The sequence below is a fragment of the Haloarchaeobius amylolyticus genome, from assembly GCF_026616195.1.
Classification (GTDB): domain Archaea; phylum Halobacteriota; class Halobacteria; order Halobacteriales; family Natrialbaceae; genus Haloarchaeobius; species Haloarchaeobius amylolyticus.
Map to the genome: position 1 here is coordinate 823,409 of NZ_JANHDH010000002.1, position 15,383 is coordinate 838,791.

A 15,383-nucleotide genomic window follows, 5' to 3' on the forward strand; every position below is an offset into this window, starting at 1 on the left:
CGCACGTCGGGTGTCACGGCAAAAAGCGGTCAGTGTGCGCTCTGGCCTTCGTCGGCGGCTTCGAGCAGCTCCTTGTAACGGTTGCGGATGGTGACCTCGCTCACGTTGGCCACCGAACTCACGTCGTTCTGGGTGACGCGCTCGTTCACCAGCAGCGAGCCGGCGTAGACCGCGGCGGCCGCGAGGCCGACCGGGGACTTGCCGGACTGGAGGCCCTTCTCCTTCGCGGTGCGGAGGAGTTCGCGGGCCTGCATCTCGGCCTCGTCGGAGAGGTCGAGGTCGCTGGCGAAGCGGGCGACGTAGCTCTCGGGGTCGGCGGGGGCGACCTCCAGGCCGAGTTCGCGGACGATGTAGCGGTAGGTCCGCTTGAACTCCATCGGGTCGACGCGGCTGACCGCGGCGACCTCGTCGAGGCTGCGGGGCGTGCCGGCCTGGCGGGCCGCGGCGTACAGGGCCGCGGTGGCGACGCCCTCGATGGAGCGCCCGGGCAGGAGGTCGTCCTCCAGGGCGCGCCGGTAGATGACGCTGGCCGTCTCGCGGACCGTGTCCGGGAGGCCCAGCGAGGAGGCCATGCGGTCGATCTCGCCGAGCGCCTGCTTCAGGTTGCGCTCCCGGGAGTCGCGGGTGCGGAAGCGCTCGTCCCAGGTGCGAAGGCGCTGCATCTTGCGGCGCTGACGGCTCGAGAGGGCCCGGCCGTAGGCGTCCTTGTTCTGCCAGCCGATACTGGTCGAGAGCCCCTTGTCGTGCATCATCTGCGTCGTTGGGGCGCCGACGCGTGACTTCTCGTCCTTCTCGCCGGCATCGAACGCGCGCCACTCCGGGCCGCGGTCGATGCTGTCCGCCTCGACGACGAGCCCACACTGCGAGCAGACGGTCTCGCCGTGCTCCTCGTCGGTCTGCAGCCGGCCGTCGCACTCGGGACAGGTCTCTTCGTCGACCTGCTCGGTGGTGGGTGTCGTCTCGGACTCTGCGCTGAACGTCCGGATTCGTGTATCTGACATCGTGGGGGGAGGGCAAGCGGCCTTGCCGGTAGCGGGCCGCGCTTGCTAACTACAAGTTAGCGATGGTTAAATATAAATGTTTCGCGTGTACTTATATGTCTGCAGGACTTTCCAGCCGGTCGATGCGAGTCGAGACCGTCGGGTGCACGTCGAGCAACCGGCTGGTCGTCCCGGTCGGTTCGAGGATGAGACGCCGGGCCAGCAGCGTCTCAAGTGCCCGCGCCATGGCGTCGGGGCCGACGGCCCGGGCGGCCTCGCGGTCGGCCACGAACTCGGTCCGTCGGATGAGCTTGAACCACAGGAAGGCGTAGGGCAGGAGGGCGAGCCCGACGAGGCGGACGAGTTCCGGCCGGCCGAACTCCACCCCCACGAGCAGGGGCACGACGACCACGGCCGCCAGCCCGAACCGGGCGACGACGTGGTTCTGCCGGTGGTGGGCGACCTCGTGGGCCACGACCGCCGAGAGCTCGTCGTCGTCGAGCAGGTCGAACACCGTCTCGGTCACGAAGACGTACCGCAGGCCGGGGACGATGCCGGCCGCGAAGGCACAGCCGACCCGGGTCCGCGGGTCGACGATGCGCAGCCTGACCGACCCCGGGAGCACGTCGGCCACGCGCTCGCGCTCGGCCGGGGTCGGCGCCCGGGTCCGCAGGCCGATGCGGAGGACCACCGGCGAGAGCGAGATGGCGACCAGGACGACGCCGAGCGCCCCGACCACGCGTGGCCAGCCGTCGGGGACGACCCGGACGAAACCGACGATGACCGCCACGGACAGCGTGATCGCGACCGCCCGGGTCACGAACCACCAGAGGACGAACCCGGCCGACAGCGCGAGGTGGCGCACCCGCTCGCGGTAGGGGGCCACGGCGACGGCCACCGCGGCGAGCGAGGGGAGGATGCCGAAGACGAACACGCCCGCACCGACGACGACGGGCCTGAGGAAGAGCGGGAGGTCGTCGAAGAGCAGTTGCAGCGCCGCGGCAGTCCCCACCACCTGCGCCAGCAACAGGTTGACCGCGAAGGCGGAGGCATAGCCGAGCCGGCGCAGGTGGCGGAGTCGCGCCGCGGTCAACGGTTCACGGGCCGGCCGGCCCGAGAGCCGGGCTGCCAGCGACTGGAACAGGACGTACCAGCCGACCGCGAACAGCAGGTGCACGACGACGGCGGCGACGAGAGACACTACGGTCTCCTTGGCCACGTGGGGAATTGAACCTTGGCCCCCCGGAGACGCGGCAGGGACCGGACCTGTCACGGAGTGTGTGTCTGTGACAGAGACCCGAAGTCCGTGCTACCACTGACCGTGTTAACCATACACAATATATAAATAGCCACCCGAACGACGTTAATAGTAATCCATGTACGGGGGAACCGTGTTGCAGGCCGGCGGTTCGGGCGGCATCGTCCCGGAGGGGTCCCGTGCCGAGATATTCAGCCAGATCTTCGAGGTGTTCGTCGCCCTCGGCGCGCTCGTCGGCGTCGTCGTGCTGTCGTACATGCTGTACAACGCGTACAAGTATCGCGACCACGACGGGCGCGCCGACGAGGACGAGTACGAACGACCCGTCCTCGGCGAGATTCCGACGGGCGGCGGGCACGGGCGCAAACTCCTTCTCTCGTTCACCATCAGTGCGGTCATCGTCGTCTCGCTCGTCCTCTGGACGTACGGCGCGTTGCTCTACGTCGAGCAGGGCGCGGCCGCGGCCCAGCCGGAGCCGGACACCGCGGAGACGATGACCATCGAGGTGACGGGCTACCAGTACGGCTGGAAGTTCACCTACCCGAACGGTGAGCGCGTCGACGGGACCCTGCGCGTCCCCGAGGGCAAGGAGATACGCCTGAAGGTGACATCCGAGGACGTGTTCCACAACTTCGGGGTTCCAGCCCTGCGCGTGAAGACGGACGCCGTCCCCGGCCAGACCACCACGACGTGGTTCGGCCCGGCCGAGGCGGGCGAGTACCAGGCACAGTGTTACGAACTCTGCGGCGCGGGCCACTCCTTCATGGTGGCGGACGTCATCGTGATGGAGCAGTCCGAATTCGACCAGTGGTACGAGAACATGGGGAACAACACCACCAGCGGCGGCTCGAACAGTAGCGTCAGTCACCCGGCGGCAACGGAGGTGCGCGTGGTCGCATGAGCGACGACGAGCATCCCGACGAACCCAGGGCGGACGGCGGCGCCGAGCAACCCGACGGCGGGACCCTCGTCGGCGGCGACTCGCTGCCACTCGACGCACCATCCGGCCACGAGTCCGAGGACCACGGCCTCCCACCCCTCTACTCCATCCGGCGCTGGTTCGTCACGACCAACCACAAGGACATCGGCATCCTCTACACCGTCACGGCGCTGTTCTTCCTCATCTTCGGTGGCGTGCTCGCGCTCCTGATGCGGGCCGAACTGTGGGCACCCGGCGCGGACATCATGCAGGCCAACGGCTACAACCAGGCGGTCTCCGCCCACGGCCTCATCATGGTCTTCTGGTTCCTCTCGCCGTTCGCGTTCGGCTTCGCGAACTACGTCGTCCCGCTCCAGATCGGGGCGAAGGACCTCGCGTTCCCCCGGCTGAACGCGCTGTCGTACTGGCTCTACCTCGCCTCGGGCGTCCTCATGGGCATCTCGTTCTTCCAGGGCGGCACCTTCGCCGGCGGCTGGACGATGTACGCCCCGCTGAACATGCCCGTCTACACGCCGGAGGTGGGCGGTTCGACCGCGGTGCTGGCGCTGTTGCTGTTCGTCGTCGGTGTCACCGTCGGTTCGGTGAACTTCCTGACGACCATCCATCGCATGCGGGCGGAGGGGATGACTCTCCGGCGGATGCCCCTGTTCACGTGGAGCATCCTGCTGACCGTCTGGATGATGCTCTTCGCGTTCGCGGCCCTGCTCGCGGCGCTGATGCTCCTGAGTTCGGACCGGCTGCTCGGGACGACCTACTTCGCCTCAACCAGTCCGGGCGGCTCGATGCTGTGGGCGCACCTGTTCTGGTTCTTCGGCCACCCCGAGGTGTACATCGTCTTCTTCCCGGCGCTGGGCGCCATGGCAGAGATATTCCAGACGTTCTGTGGTCGCCGCATCGTCGGGCGCAAGTGGTTCATCGGCGCGATGGTGCTCGTGGCGATCCAGAGCTTCATCGTCTGGATGCACCACATGTTCCTGACCGGCATCAACCTCGAGATACAGACGCTGTTCATGGTGACCACCATCGGCATCTCGTTACCGTTCGACCTGATGGTGTTCGCGCTCATCTACACCATGTTGAAGGGGAAGATACGCTTCACGACGCCCTTCCTGTTCGCCTTCGGCGGCCTGATGCTGTTCATCCTCGGTGGCATCACCGGCGTGTTCCTCGGCGCGGTCGTCCTCGACTACACGTTCCGGGGCACCTACTGGGTCGTCGCGCACTTCCACTACGTCATGGTCGGCGGGGTGACCGGGCTCATCGGCGGCCTCTACTACTGGTTCCCGAAGATGACCGGCCGGATGTACGACGAGTTCCTCGGGAAGGTGAACTTCGCGCTGTACTTCGTCGGGTTCAACCTGCTCTACTTCCCGATGTTCATCGCGTGGGAGACGCCCCGGCGCGTGTTCAACTACGCCCCCGGCCTGACCAGCTGGCACCAGGTCGCGACCATCGGCGGGTTCATCCTCGGTGCGTCGTTCCTCGTTATGTTCTACAACCTGTTCAAGAGCCTCTTCGACGGCGAACCGGTCGACGGGAACCCGTGGGAGTACGCCTCGACGGCGGAGTGGGCCATCCCCTCGCCGCCGCCGCTGGAGAACTTCCCCGGCATCCCGAGCTACGCCGACGGGAAACTGACGTTCGAGTCGGCCGACGCGGCCGGGTCGAGCGGCGGAAGCGGCGCTGCGGCGGCCGACGGCGGCGCGGCGACCGACGGCGGCGTGGTCACGGCGACGCCCGGCGGCGAGCTGACGGGTACGGAGACGGACCACGGCCACGAGGAGAGCCACGCCAGCATCTGGCCGCTCGTCATCGGCGCCGGCTCGCTCATCCTGCTGTTCGGGCTCTCGGGTATGCAGGACGGGAGCTTCGTCCCCGGCGTCGAGGGCGGCATCTACATCGGGAACGCCATCGTCGGCACCATCATCCTGGTCGGTGCCTGTATCGCGATGGCCCGCGAGTCCTTCCACGGGCCCGCAGGCCCCTTCGGCGAGAGCTGGCCGTTCGCCGGCGTCAGCAACATGAAACTCGGCGTCTGGCTCTACCTGGCCTCGGACGTGGTGCTGTTCGGCGCGTTCATCGGCGCGTTCGTCTTCTCACGCGTCGCCTACGGCTGGACGGAGTGGCACCACCTCATCCCGGCCGAGCACGTGGTCCTGCCCGGGCTCATCAACACGTACATCCTGCTGACGAGCAGTTTCGCGGTCGTGCTCGCGCTCGTCGCCTCCGAGAAGGGCAGCCGGCTCGGCGTCGTCGGGTCGCTCGTGACGACGTTCGTCCTCGGTATCGCCTTCCTCGTGAACAAGGGACTGGAGTGGCAGCACCTCTTCCACGTCCACTCGGAGGCGTTCCCGCAGGGCTGGGACCTCTCGACGAACATCGCGTCGACCACGTTCTACGTGACGACCGGCCTGCACGGCCTCCACGTCGTCGTGGGACTCATCATCGCGCTCTACATGATCGTGCGGGCCTGGAACGGCGCCTACCTCGACGACGAGATGCCCATCGAGTACTTCGGGCTGTACTGGCACTTCGTCGACATCGTCTGGCTGTTCCTGTTCCCGCTGTTCTACATCCTGTGAGGTGACACAAAATGGCACATACCAGACTGTACACGGCGATATACGTGGTGTTGTTCGTACTGGCGACCGTCCAGGCGCTCGTCGAGATGATGGGCTTCCTGGAGTCGGCGTACTGGACCGCCTTCGCGGTCATCATGGTGCTGTCGCTGGCGAAGGCCGTGGTCGTCGCGGGCTACTACCAGCACCTGCGCTGGGAACCGCGCTCGGTGACCGCCCTGATGCTCATCGGCCTGCTGGCGGCGCTGGCGCTGACGACCGCGGCGTCGTACTCCATCCTCTAGGGGCCGACGCCGCCCGCCGTTCTCACCATGCACGTCCGCGAGGCGACCGAATCCGACGTCGAGGCGATTCGCAGCGTCCACGCCGCGGCCATCCGGGAACTCGGCCGTGAGACCTACTCCGCGGAGCAGGTCGCGGCGTGGGCTGCCGGCTGCGAGACCGCCGAGTACGAGGACATCTCTCACGAGGACTGCTGCTTCGTGGTCGCGGAAGCCGAGGACGAGGAGCGCCCCGGAATCCTCGCCTTCGGCTCCCTCTGGCTCACGCCCCCGGAGGGCTACGAGCGCCCGGCAGACGCCGAGGTCACCGCGGTGTACGTCGACCCGTCGGTTGCCCGCGAGGGGGTGGGGTCGGCCGTCCTGGCGGCCCTGGAGGACAGGGCCCGCGAGACGGCAGGTGTCGAGACGCTCGGGCTCACCGCCTCGACGAACGCGGTCCCGTTCTACGAGGCCCACGGCTACGAGTCGGTGCGCGAGCGAACCCACGAGTTCTCGGGTCACGAGTCGACCGGGGTCGAGGGCGTCGTCGTGGAGATGGTGAAGACGCTCTGAGTCCGGCTGGCCGGCCCCCACGGCCTCACAGCGACAGCACGATCATGTAGACGAGCACGACGATGGCGTACAGCGACCCGAGCGCCGCGATGACCTTCAGGTGGTAGAGGAACAGCTCGTCGTCCTCCTCGTCGCGGGCCTGCGCGAACGTCTCGTACTCCTCGGCGGTCAGGTCGTCCTCGTGGCGCTCGCCGAGGTGGAGCGCGTGGAGCTGCTCGTCCGGGAACGGCCGGCCGCAGTGGCGACACCGGGCGGCGACGGTCTCGTCGTCGCGGACCGTGGTTCCGGTCTCGGGCTGCTGGACGCTGCGCTCGGCGGGGGGCGATTCGGCGGGTCGTGGGTGGTCGACGTCGTGGGTGGCCATGGTCAGAGGTACGGGGGTGGGACGTAGGGCTGGGCGACGAGCCACATGCTGGTCATCGTGTAGAACACCATCACGAGGGCGAAGGGGTACTGGCTCCGGATGGGCTGGAGCTTCCCGGTGAACGTCTCGAAGGCGATGGCGTGGGCGACCCAGATGGCGACGAGGTGGCCGAGCACCACGAGCGCCAGCTGGACGCTGCCGAACCAGCCCGGGAGGACCGCGACCTGCACCGTCGCCGGCGGGTCCAGTGGCGAGAGCGCGACCGCCGACAGCGCCGGCGAGAGCGTCAGGAAGTACCCGAGGAAGTGCGCGAGGTGGTAGCCGGCGGCGATGGGCACCAGCGACCAGACGAACCGGCGCTGGATGACCGCGGGGTCGACGAACGACCCCGCGCTGCGCCGGGAGAGCCGCGCCGCGAGGCGGTACACCGCGAGGAACAGGGCGAACCCGGCGATGGCGGTCGCGAGGTACACCACCAGCGCGGGGACGCCGAGGCCGACCGCCGCCCGGACGAGGTCGGCGTGGGGGGCCGTCGCGACCAGCCCGTCGTATGAGGTCACCCACAGCAGGGCGACCACGAACACGACCTCGGCCTCGGTACCCTCGTCGTAGCTCCGGGCGAGGGCTGCGCCGGGGAGCGACAGCCGAATCCCCTCGTCGGTCCGGCGGACCGGGGCCATCCGGCCGTAGGTGTGGAACACCCGCGAGACGGGGTCGACCTCGCGGAACCACTCGTCGCCGAAGACGACCGCGCCGGCCAGCGTGCCCAGCGTGTAGGCGAGTATCACGACGGCCAGGAACTGCGGGTCCGAGGCGATGGGCGTGACGACCTCCAGCCAGACCAGTGCGAGCAGGCCGACTGCAGCCGGCCAGCCGCCGAGGTCGCCCGACCACGACCGCGACCCGACCCGCGGGAGCACCGACGCGATGGCCCGCCACGGGTTCAGGACCGGCCAGGTGTCGCCGACGAGGTAGACCGAGATGGTGTAGCCGGCCCACCAGCCCGCCCAGACCCCGAGGACGGCGAGGTTCTTCGTCGGGTCGGTCGCCTCGAGTTGCGGCGCGAACAGCCCGGTCACGACGAACAGCCCGAGGACGCCGACGCTGCCGACCCGCGCGAGCGCCACCACTCCGCGACGGACGGTCGCCGGTGACGGGACCGTGATGCCACGCCGGTTGATGCTCCGGATGAGGTCGTGGTCGGTCGCGAAGCTCGTGAACATGAACGACGCGCCGATGATGCCGCCGCCGGTCACCACGACGAGCCAGAACGGGATGGGGACCGAGGTGAGCGTCCCCCCGAGCGACCCGACGTGGGCCAGCGCCGGGTCGACGAACAGGACCAGCGCCGCGAGCAGCGCCCCGGCCGTCACCAGCCGGTCGAGGCTACGCCCCGCCACGAGATGGCACCCCCGGCCGCCAGTACAGCAACGCCACAGCCACCACGAACACCAGCGTCGAGAGGTCGACGCCGAAGGCGTAGACGGTCGCGAGCGCGGCCGCAGAGCCCGCGGTCCCCGACGCCAGCGACGAGAGCAGTGGGAACGCACAGCTCACGCAGGAGAACAGGCCGACCAGCCCGGTCGCGCTCGCCGCCAGGGAATCCAGGACGGTCGCGTAGACGAGGTACGAGAGCGCGAGGTAGCCGACGACGCGGAAGGGGACGAGCGAGAACTGGAACACGGCCCCGCTGTAACTCAGCGTCGGCCCCCACCCCGGCGACGGCATGGCGAGCGAGAACCCGTGGCTGGCGTGGGCCGCGTGGTCGTGCCCGGCCGGCACCAGCGACACCAGCCCCGCGAACCACGCCAGCAGCAGGAAGTACCCGATTCCGACGGCGATGCCGAGGCGCCGATGGCGCCGCGAGGTCGGAACCGGGTCGGTCGCGACCACCGCCAGCAGGCCGACGTTGATCCAGACGAAGGGGTAGAGAACGTACCGCACAGAGATGAGTTCGCTGCTCGTGAACCGGAAGTAGCTCACGACGGCGAGCAGTTCCAGCGCACAGAGCAACCCGAGCCAGAGCACGCGCTCGCTCGGGAGCGCGTCGAGCCGGGACCGGGCCGTGTTCGAGGACATCCTAGCCCACGATGAGTTTCACGGCGATGACCAGCACGAACAGGATGCCGAACGCCCACGCGCTCACCATCGCGGCCGTGGCGCTCGTCAGCCCCCGGTTCTTGCTGGAGCGATAGGTCCCGTAGACGACCCAGCTGGCGAGGACGCCGCCCGTGGCGACGATGAGCAGCCACTGGAGCGTCGCCTGCCCGGACGGGTCGGCGCTCACGTACGCGACCGCGCCGGCCGCGACCCCCCCGAGGATGAAGAAGAACCCGAGGGTCCAGACGAGTTGGCTCTGCAGCAGCTGCTGCCAGCCTGGGTCCGTCTTCGCACCGAACGTCGGCGTGTAGCCAGCCTGTCGCCTGACGCTGGCCAGCACGAACACGGCGGCGAGGAAGCCACCCATGACCAGCGCCGCCCCGGTGAAGTGTGACATGGTGTTAGGTATCACTTGTCACCTATCGACTTTAAGTTTATCTCCGCCAGAGCGACAGACGCGGGCGTGGCGGGCCGGCTGTGGGGGCTGGAGGGTCGGATTCACGGGCTCCCGAGCCGCGGGCAAACCGCTATCGGGGCGCCCACCGTCGCGGCGTCTATGGCAGAACTCCACGCCGAGGCTGTGGGAGGACTCATCGAGTGGGCGGGACCGGCGGCCGACGAGGTCCTCGAGGCGATGACGGCGCGAGCCGAGCGAGACGGGTTCCCGACGGTCGGGCCGGAGGTCGGCCGGGCGCTCGCGCTCTGTACCCGGCTCTCCGGTGCCCGGTCCGTGCTGGAACTCGGGTCCGGCTTCGGCTACTCCGCCTACTGGGTCGCCCGCGCACTGCCCCCCGATGGCCGTATCGTCCTCACCGAACGCGACGGTGCCCTCCTCGCCGATGCCAGAGCCTACTTCGAGCGAGGCGACCTCGCCGACCGCGCGACCTTCGAGCAGGGTGACGCCCTCGACATCGCCGAGGCCCGCACCGACACGTTCGACCTCGTGGTCCTCGACCACGATACCGCAGACTACGTCGCCGGCTTCGAGGCCGCGCGCGACCTCGTCGCCCCCGGCGGCGCCATCCTCGTCGACAACGTGGCGGTCTACGGGGACGTGCTCACCCCCGACGGGCTACTCGCCACGCTCGACGGCGAGGAGCCTCCGAACGACCGAACCCGGGTCGTCGCCGAGTTCCTCACCCACCTGCGCCAAGACGACGCGTTCGAGACTTACTTACTTCCCGTCGGCGAAGGACTGGCGGTCGCTACCCGGGTACAGCCGTCGAAAGAATAGCGAATCGGAGCCGGGCCGCTCAGCGAGATACGGAGGGACGGGTCCAGCCGGGGTCCTGCCCCGTCTGTTCGATGAGGTCGGCCCGACACGCCGGGCAGATGTCGGGCGTCGTCGTCTGACTCCGGGGAACGTACACCGCGCCGCTACACTCTACACAGGCGTCCGTGACGATGGTCACGCAATCCGCGCAGAGATTGAAATCGTCGACTGTGAGGTCCCGCAGGGGTTCGAGTTGTTTGTCCAGGATGTACTCGTCGATTACCGCCTGACAGTTCTGGCACGGTCTTCTCATAGCGATGCACTCGCAACCATGCGGCGAGTTCACAAATACCTGTCCGCCGCGGCGACCTGAACCGCTACGTGCTGGTGGTGGCTCTGTGCGGGAGAATTGGGTAGCTAAAGGGTTGACTGGGCGTCGAGAGGGAGAATCGGACGGCAGAGGGAGATCTGAACCTCACTCGCTCCGCGTTCGCTTCGCTCGCTGGTTCAAATCTACGTACTGGGTTTTTCCATCACAGACGACTCGCTACGCTCGTCGTTTTTGTGATGGAAAAACGCCGAGAGGGAGATTTGAACTCCCGAGTCCGTGAGGACAGTAGATTTCGAATCTACCGCCTTGGCCAGGCTAGGCTATCTCGGCTCACTCTCACGTTGCCGACTGCCTTTATTATGAATTTCGATTTATCGCGTGGGGAGGTGACAACCGCCAAGAATTTATTCCAGTAGCCCGGTCACGAGAACATGGACGTAGACCAAGCGCACGAGGACTGCAACGCGGTCCTCGATGCCATCGGGAACGCGGTCATCGCAGACCGAGAGTTCCTCGAAACCGTACTGCTCGGTGTCGTCGGTCGTGGCCACGTGCTCCTGGAGGACGTGCCCGGGACCGGCAAGACGCTGACCGCACGGTCGATGGCCTCCGCCCTCGGATTGTCCTTCTCCCGCATCCAGTTCACCCCCGACCTCCTCCCCGCCGACGTCACCGGTACGCACGTGTTCAACGAGGAGACCCGCGAGTTCGAGTTCCAGGCGGGTCCCATCTTCGCGAACATCGTCCTCGCCGACGAGATCAACCGTGCGCCGCCGAAGACCCAGGCCGCGCTCCTCGAAGCCATGGAGGAAGGGCAGGTGACCGTCGACGGCGAGACGCGAATGCTCCCCCAGCCGTTCTTCGTCATCGCGACGCAGAACCCGGTCGAGCAGGAGGGGACCTTCCCCCTGCCCGAGGCGCAGGTCGACCGCTTCATCGTGAAGTCCTCCATCGGCTACCCCGACGAGGCCGGCGAGTTCGAACTCCTCCAGCGCCGCGCCGGTCGCGTCGAGCAGTCGCCGAGCATCGAGCGCGTCCTCACCGACGACGAGGTCGCCGACCTCCGACAGGTCCCCGAGGACATCCGCGTCGACGACGACCTGCTGACGTACATGACGAAGATCTGCCGCGAGACCAGACAGGACGGCCGCGTCGAGATCGGTGTCTCCCCACGTGGGACCCAGCGCCTGTTCGAGTCCTCGCGTGCCTACGCGACCATGATGGGTCGCGAGTACGTCACGCCGGACGACATCAAGCGCGTCGCCCAGCCCGTGCTCGCACACCGACTGGTGCTGACGCCCGACGCGATGGTCAACAACGTCGAGAAGCGCGAGGTCATCGCGAACGTGCTCGACTCGGTGCCGGTACCGACCGTCGAGTAAGCCGCGGTCTCGACCGGTTCGAGCCCCGACTGTACACATTCTTTGAGGACCACACCCACCGCGCAGCAGCCGGCCTGTCACGGTAACTGGCACCTACACCCCACTGGAGCCATTAGGATTATGTCAGGTCGGTCGATTGGGTAGTCCAATGCGTCGGCGGAGATTTCTGATGGGACTGGGGGCTGCCTCGATTTCCGGGTGTCTGCGGTTGCAGAGTGGGGCTACCGACACGCCGGGGCGGTCGGAAGCGGCGACGGCCGGGACCGGCACACAGACCAGCAACACCGCTCGGACGGCACAGACCGAAGAGACGACCTCCACGAGGGGCGAGCTGACGTTCCCGAGTGGCCTCTCAGAAGCAGGGGTCACGGAGTTCCTCTACCCGACCCACGTTCAGGCGCTGTTCCAGACGAGCTACCGGGCGAAGTGGGTCAAGCAGGACCGGACGAACTCGACCGTCACGTGGCAACAGCAGTACCTCGGCGACCAGGGAACCGCCCTCGGGAGCTGGCAGAGCGATGCCGGCGGCCGTATCGAGATGTACCGGTCCCTCGAGGGTGACTTCTGGCGAGAGGAACTCGGGAGCCGGGCGACGTTCGGCAAGGACATCGGCAGGGGGGACCCGGCCGTCTGGGGGGAGGAGGTTCGGCCGCTCGTCGCGGCCGGTGACTGGAGCGCGCCGACCCGTGTCGACGACTCCAGACCGGCGATCTGGACGGTCACGACGAGCACGGTCGGCGACGAATCCGTTCTTCCTGGCCGGAGTCACGGCCAGCCGGGGACGGTCCTGTCGATTCCCTCTGCGGAGATGCACGTCGACGAGCGCGGTATCATCCGGAAACTGGTCGCGAGCTACCGGATTCGCGACGAGGGCGTCGGCGAGTTCGCCTACGATACGCACTACACCATCGACCGGGTGGGGGAGGTCGCCCTCACAGCGCCGTCGTGGCTCTCGACGGCCGAAGAGCGGGTCCCCGACGTCACGGCGACACTCACGGACGATTCGCGATACGTCCGGTTCGAAGTCCAGTCGGGCAACCGGCTGGAGCCGGGCACGACCGTCGTCGTCGACGACAGCGGCGAGGGTGGTGGGTTCAGTCGTATCCTGGAGTCGCCGGTCGAACCGAACACACCGATGTATCTGTACAGGCCAGGGGGGTCACGAGACGGGGGCTACGTGAACGCCGGTCTCTCACGGGGCTCTCGACCGTCCGATGCGAGCCCTGCGACGCTCGATAGCACCTACGCGCTGACTGCCCGGCGAGGGGACAACTTCTATTTCGACCGCATCGGTGGTCTGCGCTGACGGCTCTCGTGAGCCGGCGTCACCCTGGCGCACCGGAACTCCCGACACTCACGACGACTCCAGTTCGAACTCGACGCGCCAGTCGACCTCGGTCGACGGGCCCTGCCCGACCCCATCGCGTTCGTAGCTGAGCGTCTCGGCGACGGTGTAGCGGCCCGGCGCGTCGAAGGCCAACTCGCGCAGTGCGTCGTGCTCGAACGCGGGACGCAACTCGTACTCCTTCTCGATGGTCTCACCCGGTTCGACCGGCGTCGAGATGCCGATGGAGCACGTCATCAGTGTCGCCTCGCCGTCGACCTCGGCGAAACTCACGCAGCCCTCCTCGGTGTAGTCTCGCCAGAGCAGGGCGCGCTGGTCGTCGCGGGGCCCATCGGCGAACAGGACCGAGAAGGGCGGTACCGTCCCGCTGAAGACCGACTGCGTCTGGTCCCCCGTGTTCGTCAGGGAGAACGCGATGACTCCCGGGTCGCCGGGAGCGAGGTGGTCGTCGACGAGTTCGGCGTCGAACTGGAGGGCCGGGTCGCCGTCGGGGTCCGCCTGGTAGACGGCGACCCCCCAGTGGCTGGCCGTGTCGTCGCTGTCCGTGTTCGCCTCCCAGGTGAAGAAGTCGACGCGCTCGGTCAGCGCCTGGAGACCGTCCGGAACCGCCTCGCGCCAGAGTTTCCCCTCGCTGAGTATCTCCTTCACGACTGCCCGGTGCTCGGGGTTCTCGATCTCCGAGACGTCCATCACCGTCTGGTCGCCCTCCTCGCGTTCGACCGCCTCGGCAGAGTAGACCGCCGTGATTCGCAGGTAGTACGGCTTCGTCGGGCCGACCTTCGTCGTCGCCAGGTCGAACTCCGAGACGGTGAACTCGGCCGTCGTGCCACCTGTTCCGGCCGGCGTGTCGGTCGGAGGGTCTCCGGCCGTGGTGGTCGTGGTCGCGGGGTCGTCACCCGTCAGGGTGGTCGTACAGCCGGCGACGAGGGTCGCACCGAGGGAGGCGAGGACGTTGCGGCGGCGCATATGTCATCGGTTCGGGTGGACGGCTGAAAGCCCTTCAGGTAGCTGAAAGCGCGATTGTAGCGTTCGAGTCGTCGCTGCCGCGTCTCGACGTGCTCGCTCGCACCCCGGCGTTTCGAATCCATGGTACGTTTCACATGTAGATACTTACGGGAATCCGTCGTATCTGGTCGTGTGCCATGATACCACTTCAGCAACAGTCAGCATTCGACCCGCAGCAGTACGTCGACCCGGTCGTCGACGCGGCAGTCACCGTCGTCCTGTTCGTCGTCGTCTTCGCCGTCCTCTACGTCGTCGGGAAGTCGTTCGCGACCAGCACCACGCGAAGCGCCCTCCGGCGGCGGGGCTACGACGACACCCTCGTCGGGCTGGCCGTCAGCACGGCCGGGGTGGTGGCGACCGTGGTCGCCGTCGCCCTGGCGGCGACCGTCGCCGGGTTCGGCGTCGTGCTCGCGGCCTTCGCGACGCTGGCCGGCGCCCTGGCGCTGGCCGTCGGTTTCGCCGCACAGGACCTCATCGCGAACTTCGTCGCCGGCGTGTTCATCATCCAGGACGAGCCGTTCGAGGTCGGCGACTGGATCGAGTGGGACGGGAACTCCGGGGTCGTCCGGGAGATCGAGTTACGCGTGACGAAACTCGACACCTTCGACAACGAACTCGTGACGGTCCCGAACGCGGACCTCGCGGGGACGGCCGTGGTGAACAACGTCGCGAACGAGACCCGCCGGGTGACCTACAACTTCGGCATCGGGTACGGCGACGACGTGGAGCTCGCCCGGGAGGTCATCGTCGAGGAGGGCGCGAGTATCGACGGCGTGCTCGCGGAGCCAGCGCCGACCGCCCCAGTCACCGACCTCGGCGATTCGGCGGTCGTCCTGCAGGGCCGCATCTGGATCGACCCGGACGAGAGCAGCTACGGCGCGGTCCGTACCGAGTTCGTCGAGCGGGTCAAGGACCGCTTCGACGCCGAGGGCATCGACATGCCCTACCCGAACACGGAGCTCTCGGGCGGGCTCGAGGTCACGAATGCCGGTGAGTTGCAGGCGGTGGCGGACGACTGACCCCGCCCCGGCAAGGCATTTCCCGTGCGAGAGA

At 67.8% G+C, this 15,383-nt stretch carries 16 protein-coding genes and 1 tRNA gene; 8 read left to right on the top strand and 9 right to left on the bottom strand.

Translation table 11 applies throughout. The features are described from left to right. Positions 1-29: 29 nt before the first annotated feature. Both NOV86_RS16560 and NOV86_RS16565 read right to left on the bottom strand, forming a co-directional pair. Positions 30-1,001 carry a transcription initiation factor IIB gene (locus NOV86_RS16560; protein ID WP_267642742.1) on the bottom strand — a complete coding sequence of 324 codons (972 nt, stop codon included), beginning with the start codon at positions 999-1,001 and terminating at the stop codon, positions 30-32. 91 nt (positions 1,002-1,092) lie between these two features. After that, positions 1,093-2,181: a M48 family metallopeptidase gene (locus NOV86_RS16565; protein WP_267642744.1), complete on the bottom strand. Its 1,089-nt coding sequence runs from the start codon at positions 2,179-2,181 to the stop codon at positions 1,093-1,095. A 175-nt stretch (positions 2,182-2,356) separates the two neighbouring features. Here NOV86_RS16565 and coxB point away from each other — a divergent pair, with 175 nt between their 5' ends. Genes coxB through NOV86_RS16585 form a run of 4 tightly spaced genes read left to right on the top strand, consistent with a single transcriptional unit; the run spans position 2,357 to position 6,590 of the window. Further along, positions 2,357-3,139 (top strand): cytochrome c oxidase subunit II, encoded by a 783-nt coding sequence (gene coxB / locus NOV86_RS16570; protein ID WP_267642745.1) that lies wholly within the window; start codon positions 2,357-2,359, stop codon positions 3,137-3,139. Continuing rightward, positions 3,136-5,760 (top strand): cbb3-type cytochrome c oxidase subunit I, encoded by a 2,625-nt coding sequence (locus NOV86_RS16575; RefSeq protein ID WP_267642746.1) that lies wholly within the window; start codon positions 3,136-3,138, stop codon positions 5,758-5,760. Before coxB ends, NOV86_RS16575 begins: the two co-directional genes overlap by 4 nt. A gap of 11 nt (positions 5,761-5,771) precedes the next feature. Continuing rightward, entirely contained in the window at positions 5,772-6,041 is a 270-nt protein-coding gene (locus NOV86_RS16580) for a cytochrome C oxidase subunit IV family protein (RefSeq protein WP_267642747.1), read from the top strand. A gap of 27 nt (positions 6,042-6,068) precedes the next feature. Next, positions 6,069-6,590, top strand: a complete 522-nt coding sequence (locus NOV86_RS16585; protein ID WP_267642748.1) for a GNAT family N-acetyltransferase — start codon at positions 6,069-6,071, stop codon at positions 6,588-6,590. A gap of 25 nt (positions 6,591-6,615) precedes the next feature. On the opposite strand, the gene NOV86_RS16590 is transcribed toward NOV86_RS16585, so the two are convergent. From NOV86_RS16590 to NOV86_RS16605, 4 genes are read right to left on the bottom strand one after another with little or no spacing between them, the layout of a single operon-like run. Beyond that, a complete protein-coding gene (locus tag NOV86_RS16590; protein ID WP_267642749.1) occupies positions 6,616-6,954 on the bottom strand; it encodes a hypothetical protein in 339 nt (112 codons plus the stop codon). A 2-nt stretch (positions 6,955-6,956) separates the two neighbouring features. Next, positions 6,957-8,354, bottom strand: a complete 1,398-nt coding sequence (locus NOV86_RS16595; RefSeq protein ID WP_267642750.1) for a hypothetical protein — start codon at positions 8,352-8,354, stop codon at positions 6,957-6,959. Beyond that, the gene (locus tag NOV86_RS16600) at positions 8,341-9,033 is read right to left on the bottom strand and encodes a DUF7546 family protein (RefSeq protein WP_267642751.1); all 693 of its coding nucleotides are present in this window, start codon (positions 9,031-9,033) and stop codon (positions 8,341-8,343) included. The genes NOV86_RS16595 and NOV86_RS16600 overlap by 14 nt, the downstream gene beginning before the upstream one ends. A 1-nt stretch (position 9,034) precedes the next feature. Then, the gene (locus NOV86_RS16605) at positions 9,035-9,451 is read right to left on the bottom strand and encodes a hypothetical protein (protein WP_267642752.1); all 417 of its coding nucleotides are present in this window, start codon (positions 9,449-9,451) and stop codon (positions 9,035-9,037) included. A 159-nt stretch (positions 9,452-9,610) separates the two neighbouring features. Here NOV86_RS16605 and NOV86_RS16610 point away from each other — a divergent pair, with 159 nt between their 5' ends. Further along, entirely contained in the window at positions 9,611-10,288 is a 678-nt protein-coding gene (locus tag NOV86_RS16610; RefSeq protein ID WP_267642753.1) for an O-methyltransferase, read from the top strand. A gap of 19 nt (positions 10,289-10,307) precedes the next feature. Here NOV86_RS16610 and NOV86_RS16615 read toward each other — a convergent pair whose 3' ends face one another. Both NOV86_RS16615 and NOV86_RS16620 read right to left on the bottom strand, forming a co-directional pair. After that, positions 10,308-10,580, bottom strand: a complete 273-nt coding sequence (locus tag NOV86_RS16615) for a DUF7571 family protein (RefSeq protein WP_267642755.1) — start codon at positions 10,578-10,580, stop codon at positions 10,308-10,310. A gap of 263 nt (positions 10,581-10,843) precedes the next feature. Further along, positions 10,844-10,928, bottom strand: a tRNA-Ser gene (locus NOV86_RS16620). 101 nt (positions 10,929-11,029) lie between these two features. Here NOV86_RS16620 and NOV86_RS16625 point away from each other — a divergent pair. Both NOV86_RS16625 and NOV86_RS16630 read left to right on the top strand, forming a co-directional pair. Beyond that, positions 11,030-11,980: an AAA family ATPase gene (locus NOV86_RS16625; protein WP_267642756.1), complete on the top strand. Its 951-nt coding sequence runs from the start codon at positions 11,030-11,032 to the stop codon at positions 11,978-11,980. Positions 11,981-12,149: 169 nt separating this feature from the next. Beyond that, positions 12,150-13,286, top strand: coding sequence for a hypothetical protein (locus NOV86_RS16630; protein ID WP_267642758.1), 1,137 nt, complete (start codon positions 12,150-12,152; stop codon positions 13,284-13,286). A 48-nt stretch (positions 13,287-13,334) separates the two neighbouring features. Here the strand turns inward: NOV86_RS16630 and NOV86_RS16635 are convergent, their stop codons facing one another. After that, the gene (locus NOV86_RS16635) at positions 13,335-14,291 is read right to left on the bottom strand and encodes a DUF8130 domain-containing protein (RefSeq protein ID WP_267642759.1); all 957 of its coding nucleotides are present in this window, start codon (positions 14,289-14,291) and stop codon (positions 13,335-13,337) included. Positions 14,292-14,467: 176 nt separating this feature from the next. On the opposite strand from NOV86_RS16635, the gene NOV86_RS16640 reads away from it, so the two are divergent. After that, complete coding sequence (locus tag NOV86_RS16640) at positions 14,468-15,349, top strand: mechanosensitive ion channel family protein (protein WP_267642761.1); 882 nt, start codon at positions 14,468-14,470, stop codon at positions 15,347-15,349. Positions 15,350-15,383 lie beyond the last annotated feature (34 nt).

Bases quoted from the DNA above. Each gene is read 5' to 3' on its own strand.
- NOV86_RS16560 (WP_267642742.1), bottom strand. From the start codon at position 1,001: ATGTCAGATACACGAATCCGGACGTTCAGCGCAGAGTCCGAGACGACA.
- coxB (WP_267642745.1), top strand. From the start codon at position 2,357: ATGTACGGGGGAACCGTGTTGCAGGCCGGCGGTTCGGGCGGCATCGTC.
- NOV86_RS16575 (WP_267642746.1), top strand. From the start codon at position 3,136: ATGAGCGACGACGAGCATCCCGACGAACCCAGGGCGGACGGCGGCGCC.
- NOV86_RS16580 (WP_267642747.1), top strand. From the start codon at position 5,772: ATGGCACATACCAGACTGTACACGGCGATATACGTGGTGTTGTTCGTA.
- NOV86_RS16585 (WP_267642748.1), top strand. From the start codon at position 6,069: ATGCACGTCCGCGAGGCGACCGAATCCGACGTCGAGGCGATTCGCAGC.
- NOV86_RS16590 (WP_267642749.1), bottom strand. From the start codon at position 6,954: ATGGCCACCCACGACGTCGACCACCCACGACCCGCCGAATCGCCCCCC.
- NOV86_RS16600 (WP_267642751.1), bottom strand. From the start codon at position 9,033: ATGTCCTCGAACACGGCCCGGTCCCGGCTCGACGCGCTCCCGAGCGAG.
- NOV86_RS16605 (WP_267642752.1), bottom strand. From the start codon at position 9,451: ATGTCACACTTCACCGGGGCGGCGCTGGTCATGGGTGGCTTCCTCGCC.
- NOV86_RS16610 (WP_267642753.1), top strand. From the start codon at position 9,611: ATGGCAGAACTCCACGCCGAGGCTGTGGGAGGACTCATCGAGTGGGCG.
- NOV86_RS16615 (WP_267642755.1), bottom strand. From the start codon at position 10,580: ATGAGAAGACCGTGCCAGAACTGTCAGGCGGTAATCGACGAGTACATC.
- NOV86_RS16625 (WP_267642756.1), top strand. From the start codon at position 11,030: ATGGACGTAGACCAAGCGCACGAGGACTGCAACGCGGTCCTCGATGCC.
- NOV86_RS16630 (WP_267642758.1), top strand. From the start codon at position 12,150: ATGGGACTGGGGGCTGCCTCGATTTCCGGGTGTCTGCGGTTGCAGAGT.
- NOV86_RS16635 (WP_267642759.1), bottom strand. From the start codon at position 14,291: ATGCGCCGCCGCAACGTCCTCGCCTCCCTCGGTGCGACCCTCGTCGCC.
- NOV86_RS16640 (WP_267642761.1), top strand. From the start codon at position 14,468: ATGATACCACTTCAGCAACAGTCAGCATTCGACCCGCAGCAGTACGTC.